Source organism: Clostridium neonatale (genome assembly GCF_001458595.1).
Classification (GTDB): Bacteria; Bacillota; Clostridia; order Clostridiales; family Clostridiaceae; genus Clostridium; species Clostridium neonatale.
In genome coordinates this window covers 1-7,365 of sequence record NZ_LN890312.1, presented here as the reverse complement: position 1 = coordinate 7,365, position 7,365 = coordinate 1, and the positions used below count along the sequence as shown (strand labels likewise).

Here is a 7,365-nt window from a genome sequence, read left to right as displayed (position 1 = left end):
ATTGCTATATCATGCGATACTACAATCTTATGCGGTATTAATCTTCCTTTCGAAAGGCTATCCCCCACTATAAGGCAGGTTACCCACGTGTTACTCACCCGTCCGCCGCTAATCCATTTCCCGAAGAAAACTTCATCGCTCGACTTGCATGTGTTAGGCACGCCGCCAGCGTTCGTCCTGAGCCAGGATCAAACTCTCAATAAAAAGTTTAATCTTTGCTCTTACTCTTATAAAAGAATTGCTGGTTTACTAAATTGTTTATTATATTCTGTTCAATTTTCAAAGACCATTTTCTTTTCCACAACTTTCGTTGTTATTTGTCACCCTCAAGCGACTCATTTATTGTATCACTTTATTTTTATTAGGTCAATAACTTTTTTCATTTATTTTTTAAGTTACTTTTCTATTCCTGTGACGTGTTTCATATTAACACTTTAATTAATACTATGTCAATACTTTTTATTTATTAATTTCTATTTTTTATGAATCTTTTGATTTCTTTTTACAATGTCTGAAATCAAAAAATGAGCTGCTTAAATCTAATATGATAGATTCTATAACAGCTCATTTATATATTTCATTACTAAATTAGAAATTGAATTTTTTCTTTTTTATTACTAATGGGTACATTGCAGACCCTATAAGAGTTTCTCCCTCTTTAATTTCGCTTCCCTTATCTGCAATCACATTATCTAAAACTGCATTGTCCTCTATTTGTGAATTTTGCATGATTATGCAATCTTTTAATTTTGCATTTTTTCCTATATAAACTCTTCTTCCTATTATACAATTTTCAACTATTCCTTCAATACGACATCCATTTGCTATTATAGAATTTAACACATTACTATTTTCTGCATAATGAGTTGGCGCCTCATCTTTAGTCTTTGTATATATTGGTCTATCTTCTTTAAATATTTCTTTATTTATTTTCCTATTTAGTAAAGAAACATTACTATCATATAAGGCTTTTATAGAGTTTATACAATCTAGGTGTCCAGTAAATTCATAAGCTCCAACAGATAATTTGTTTAAATTAGTATGAATATAATCTTTAACCTTTCTATACATCCCAGTACTTATGCACTCATTTACAATATTCATAAACAGCTCAGTCTTCAATACATACATTTCCATATTGATATTAGCATTTGAATTTTTACCTATATTTTCACCTACACTAATAACTTGATTTGTATCATCAATATTTAATACACCACACCCGGTAAATGCTTCATCAGCATTTTCAACTTTTTTATATATCATTGTTATATCTTTACCTGTACTTTTATGATATTTCATAACTTCATCATAGTCTATGTTACAAACCATATAGCTAGGCGCTAATAATACATACTCTCTTCTACTCACTTTTAAAAATTGCATATTTTCTGCAAAATTATGAACATCATCAAATGCAGGATCATTATTGCTAAAATTAAATACCTTCAATCCATCTTTTTTCCTATTTAAATCCCATGGTGTTCCATTATTTATATGATCTATCAATGATCTAGATTTATTCTTAGTAAATATTCCTATACATCCTATACCTGAATTAGTCATATTTGATAGTACGAAATCTATTATTCTATATCTTGCTGCTATAGGAACAGAAGCAAGAGACCTATTTATTACAAGTTCGCCCATCCTACTTTCATTTTCATCTAAATTAATTATCCCAATACAATTTTTCATTTTTTCTTCCCCTCTCAGATTCTCAATTATACTGCTTTATTTTTCTCAATTACTGTACCCATTTTTACTTCGTCTTTTGCCGCAATAATTGCTATCTCATCACCTAATGAAATTTTACAGTCTTTTCTTACTATTGCTCCACTTCCAACAATTGCTTTTTCTATAACAACATTATCTCCAATTTTAGCATCTGTCATTATTATAGAATCTCTTATGACTGTATTTTTTCCAATTTGAACCCCCTGGAACAATATTGAATTTTCTATATGCCCGTTAACTACACATCCCTCAACAACTAAAGAATTTACTACTTTTGCATTTTCACCTATATATTGAGCTGGTCTCACTGGATTTACAGAATATATTTTCCATTCTTCATCATGTAAATCTAGCTCATTATCTTCTCTAATTAAATCCATATTTGCTTCCCATAAACTATCTATAGTTCCAACGTCCTTCCAATACCCCTTAAATGGATACGCAACCATTCTATTTCCATCAGAAAGCATTGATGGAATTATATTCATTCCGAAATCATTCTTGGAAGTTTTATCACCTTCATCTTCCCTTAAATATTTCTTTAATGTCTTCCAATTAAAAATATAGATTCCCATAGACGCCAAATTATTTTTAGGATTCTTAGGCTTTTCTTCAAATTCATATATTGATAAATCATCATTTGTATTCATTATTCCAAAACGACTTGCTTCATCCATTGGTACCTCTATAACAGCTATAGTAGCTTCTGCATTTCTTTCTTTATGGAAATCAAGCATCTTAGTATAATCCATCTTATATATATGATCACCTGATAGTACCAATATATACTCTGGATCATATCTGTCTACAAATTCTATATTTTGATATATGGCATTTGCTGTACCTTTATACCATTGTCCACCCTTTTCTTCTTGATATGGTGGTAATATGCTTACACCACCTTGACTCCTATCTAAATCCCATGCTTCTCCTATTCCAATGTGAGCATTTAATTCTAATGGTTTATATTGTGTTAATACTCCTACTGTATATATTCCAGAGTTAGCGCAATTGCTTAAAGGAAAATCTATAATTCTATATTTTCCTCCAAAAGGTACCGCAGGCTTTGCCAACTTCTTAGTTAATACACCTAATCTCGACCCTTGTCCCCCTGCTAAAATCATTGCTACCATTTCATTTTTCCCCATAATACTTTCTCCTCTCATATGTTCCATTTTCTCGGAATAATTTATTAATAAAGATATAAATTATTTATTAAAATGGCATTTAATTAATAATAATTAATATATCTGCATAACCTTAATCTTCTATTTCATAAGAAAAAATATCTGAATATGCAATATTCACTCAGCTCATATTGTTACACTTATCTTTAACTAAATAAAATCTGTAGATATTAATTTAAACTTTTGCATGCAAATTAAAATCCTTAAATGGAAATATTTAGTATATATAGCTTAATCAACATTAGTTAATTCTCTATACAAATCAAGATATATTTGTGCTGACTTGTTCCAACTATTATCACACTGCATAGCCTTTTTTGTGATATTCTTCCATTGAATTTTATCCCCATAAACCCATAGTGCAAATTTTATAGTATTATATAGTTCTTCAGCATTAAAATTTGCAAAACTGAATCCATTTCCTTCCCCAGTATACTTATTATATGGAATTATTGTATCCTTCAATCCTCCAGTTTCTCTTACTATTGGTATTGAACCATATCTTAACGCTATCAATTGACCAAGACCACATGGTTCAAATAACGATGGCATTAAAAACATATCTGATGAAGCATAAATTCTACTTGCTAATCCATTGTCAAATCTAATATTAGCAGAAACCTTATTGCCATAAGCATAATCTAACCATTTAAAATGATCTTCATAATGCTTATCTCCAGTTCCTAATATAACTAATTGAACATTATTTTCCTGTAATAATCTTTCAGCTATATATTTAACTAACTCTAGTCCCTTTTGTTCAGTTAATCTAGTTACCATTCCAATCATAGGAATATCTTCATTTACTTCTAATCCCAGTTCTTGTTGAAGTGCCGTCTTATTCTTTGATTTATTCCACAATGAATTAACATCAAAGTTTTTATATATATTTTTATCAGTTTTAGGATTATATTCATCAAAATCTATTCCATTAACTATTCCCCTTAATGCATAAGATCTATCTCTCAGTACTGCATCTAACCTTTCTCCATAAAACTCTGTCTGTATTTCTTGCGAATAAGTATTACTTACAGTTGTAATCATATCTGAGTAATACAGCGCTCCCTTCATAAAGCTTACCCCATTGTCAAATCTTAGCGCAGTATTATTATATAATTCCATGTCAAACCCAAGTAACTCGGGTAATATTATTGGATCAAATACGCCTTGGAACGCTATGTTGTGTATGGAAAATATAGTTTTCATATTCCAATAAAAGCTATCATATTTCTTATATTGAAATTTTAATAATACTGGTAGCATTCCTGTCTGCCAATCATTACAATGTATTAAATCTGGTTGCCAATCAATCTGTCTTACCATATCGAGAACTGCTCTATCAAAGAAAGCAAATCTTTCTGCATCATCATAAAATCCATATAATCCATCTCTATTAAAATAATATTCATTGTCTAATAAATAATAAGTTACTCCATTATGAAAGCATTCCCATACTCCACAAAATCTTTCTCTCCATCCCACTTTCACAGTAAACCATTTGTTAAACCTAATTTTGTCTTTCATTTCATCATTAATTTGCTTATATTTAGGTATAACAACTCTTACATCTGTTCCTTTCTTGGCAAGTGCTTTTGGTAAAGCTCCTGCAACGTCTCCAAGTCCACCACTCTTTATAAACGGACCTGCCTCTGATGCTACAAATAAAACTCTCATTATTTATCCTCCAATATCACATAGTTTTTATAACAAATTTACCTCTGTAAATATATAAATATCTATCTAATCATTTCTTCTTGATTTTCATCTTTTAATATTTTCTTTACACCTAAAATTAATGTTGCCATAGGTGGAACCTTAATCTTTATGGAATAAGGTTGATTATGAAATGGTACCTTTTCAGAAGTTAATACAGTTCCCATTACTTGTCCAGATCCTCCATAAATAGTATCATCTGTATTAAATAATTCTTCATATTCTCCTAAAAATGGCACACCTATTTGATAATCATAATATACTTGTGACTTAAAGTTAACAATAAATATTAATGTATCATCCTCTTTTCTGCTTTTCCTATCAAAAATTAAAACACTTTGTTGATTATTATTAGCCTCTATCCATTCAAATCCACTATTATCATAGTCTAACTCCCATAAAGCTTTATTATCAATATATAGCTTATTTATATCTTTAAAGAAAATTTGTGTTTTTTTATTCAATTCATTTTCTTCTATAAGATTCCACTTTAGTGACTCATATTCTCTCCATTCAATATCTTGAGCAAATTCATTTCCCATAAATGATAATTTTTTTCCTGGATGTCCAATCATATATCCAATATAAGCTCTTAATCCAGCGAATTTATTCCACTCATCACCAGCCATTTTACCAATAAGTGGTTTCTTTCCATGGACTACCTCATCATGAGATAATGTAAGAATATAATTTTCAGCGTAATTATACATTATCGCAAAAGTTATATTTTTATGATGATATTCCCTATATTCAGGCTTTAATTCAATATATTCTAACGTATCATTCATCCATCCCATGTTCCATTTTAAATTAAAACCTAATCCATCAGTTATAACAGGTTTAGTTACATTTGGCCATGCAGTTGATTCTTCTGCAATCATTAATGCTGTTGAAAATTCTGCAAAAACAGCTTGATTTAAATCTTTTAAAAATTGTATTGCTTCAAGATTTCCATTTCCTCCATATTTATTTGGTTCCCATTCTCCATTATTCTTACTATAATCCAAATAAAGTATGCTTGAAACAGCATCTACTCTTAAGCCATCAATATGAAATTCTCTATACCAATATAGAGCATTTGATATTAAATAACTCTTTACTTCTGGTCGCCCCAAATCAAAACTATATGTTCCCCAATCTTTATTATCAGCTTTCCATTCTTCCTTATATTCATATGTGGGTTCACCAGCAAATTTATATAATCCATGAGCATCCTTACAAAAATGTCCTGGTGCCCAGTCCATTATCACACCGATATTTTCTTCATGTAACTTATTGATTAATTTTTTAAGCCCTTCCAAAGACCCATATCTAGAAGTAGGAGCATAATATCCTGTACCTTGATATCCCCACGAAGCATCTAATGGATGTTCTACTAACGGCATTAATTCAACATGAGTATAATTCATCTCTTTCACGTACTTAGGTAATTCCTCACTAAGTTCATCATAAGTCAAAAATTCTCCATCATCATTTCTCTTCCAAGATCCTAAATGAACTTCATATATATTTAAAGGTTGTTCTAATACATTTATTCTATTTCTTTTATTAATCCATTTTGTATCTGACCACTTGAATGATTTTGGTTTATATACAATTGAAGCTGTATTTGGCCTTAATTCATTTTTTATCGCATATGGATCTGCTTTAAATGGACCTTGCTTTCCATTTCTGTCTATTATGCAATATTTATATTTATCTCCTTCTTTTACATTAGTAAAGAAAGCTTTCCATAACCCATTATCAGTGATTTTTTCTAACTTATATTCATCACTTATCTTAAATTCATTAAAGTCACCTACTAAATATACAGCTTTAGCATTAGGTGCCCATGTAGCAAATTGCACACCTTTTTTTCTATTCTCTGTTTTTATATGAGACCCCATAATCTCATACGAAGCATAATTTTTTCCTTGATGAAATAAATAGGTACTAAAACTGGTTAATTCATTATTGCTAACTTTCTTTGCCTTTCTTTCTATTGAAGTTTTTTGAGATTTTTCTTTTACATCAACCTCTTTTATCTTTGAGCTTTCTTGGTTTGATTTTACTTTCTTTTTCTGTTCAGCCTTACTTATAATCTCTTTTTTTTCTGATAACTTTTTAGTCACTGCCATTTTTGCTTTACTTACAGATTTATTAGTATTCTCTTTTTTTATATTTTCAGCAATTGCACTATTACCTTCTAATTTAATATTATTATCTTCTAATTTAGATTTATCTTCTTTGTCTTCTTTTTTATTTGCTTCCCACAGCAAATTTTCTGCCACTGTATTAGCATTATCATACAAAATGTCTTTAGATATTATTTCTGAATATTTCTTATTGACCATTTTATTATCATTAGATACTTTGCTCATTACTCATTACCCCCATTCGTATTTCCTCAATATTATTTTATACTATATGTATATTTTACCAAATTTAAAATGAATTTTCACTTGTTTTTCAATTTTTATATGAGTCATATATTATTTTATACAATATGGAATAATATGTAAATATTTATTTACTTTTTATTTGACTTATAAAAATAAAACTAACAGAATAAAATTTTAATTTTATATAAAAATACAATATAAATACTTATATTTTTGCATAAAAAAAGAGATAGTTATTTCTAACTATCTCTTAAACTTACCTAGCAACGTCCTACTCTCCCACACAGTCTCCCATGCAGTACCATCGGCGCTATAGACCTTAACTTTCCTGTTCGGAATGGGAAGGA

4 protein-coding genes and 2 rRNA genes are annotated in these 7,365 nt (G+C 29.4%); all 6 read right to left on the bottom strand.

Annotated features, from left to right (window positions below; genetic code table 11):
* Positions 1–204, bottom strand: a 16S ribosomal RNA gene (locus tag BN2920_RS00030); the annotation flags it as partial.
* 384 nt (positions 205–588) lie between these two features.
* The gene (glgD, locus tag BN2920_RS00025) at positions 589–1,698 is read right to left on the bottom strand and encodes a glucose-1-phosphate adenylyltransferase subunit GlgD (protein ID WP_058293037.1); all 1,110 of its coding nucleotides are present in this window, start codon (positions 1,696–1,698) and stop codon (positions 589–591) included.
* 26 nt (positions 1,699–1,724) lie between these two features.
* Positions 1,725–2,885, bottom strand: coding sequence for a glucose-1-phosphate adenylyltransferase (locus BN2920_RS00020; protein ID WP_058293036.1), 1,161 nt, complete (start codon positions 2,883–2,885; stop codon positions 1,725–1,727).
* A gap of 270 nt (positions 2,886–3,155) precedes the next feature.
* Positions 3,156–4,598 carry a glycogen synthase GlgA gene (gene glgA, locus BN2920_RS00015; protein ID WP_058293035.1) on the bottom strand — a complete coding sequence of 481 codons (1,443 nt, stop codon included), beginning with the start codon at positions 4,596–4,598 and terminating at the stop codon, positions 3,156–3,158.
* A gap of 62 nt (positions 4,599–4,660) precedes the next feature.
* Positions 4,661–6,754: a 1,4-alpha-glucan branching protein GlgB gene (gene glgB / locus BN2920_RS00010; RefSeq protein ID WP_268259354.1), complete on the bottom strand. Its 2,094-nt coding sequence runs from the start codon at positions 6,752–6,754 to the stop codon at positions 4,661–4,663.
* 522 nt (positions 6,755–7,276) lie between these two features.
* Positions 7,277–7,365, bottom strand: a 5S ribosomal RNA gene (gene rrf, locus BN2920_RS00005); the annotation flags it as partial.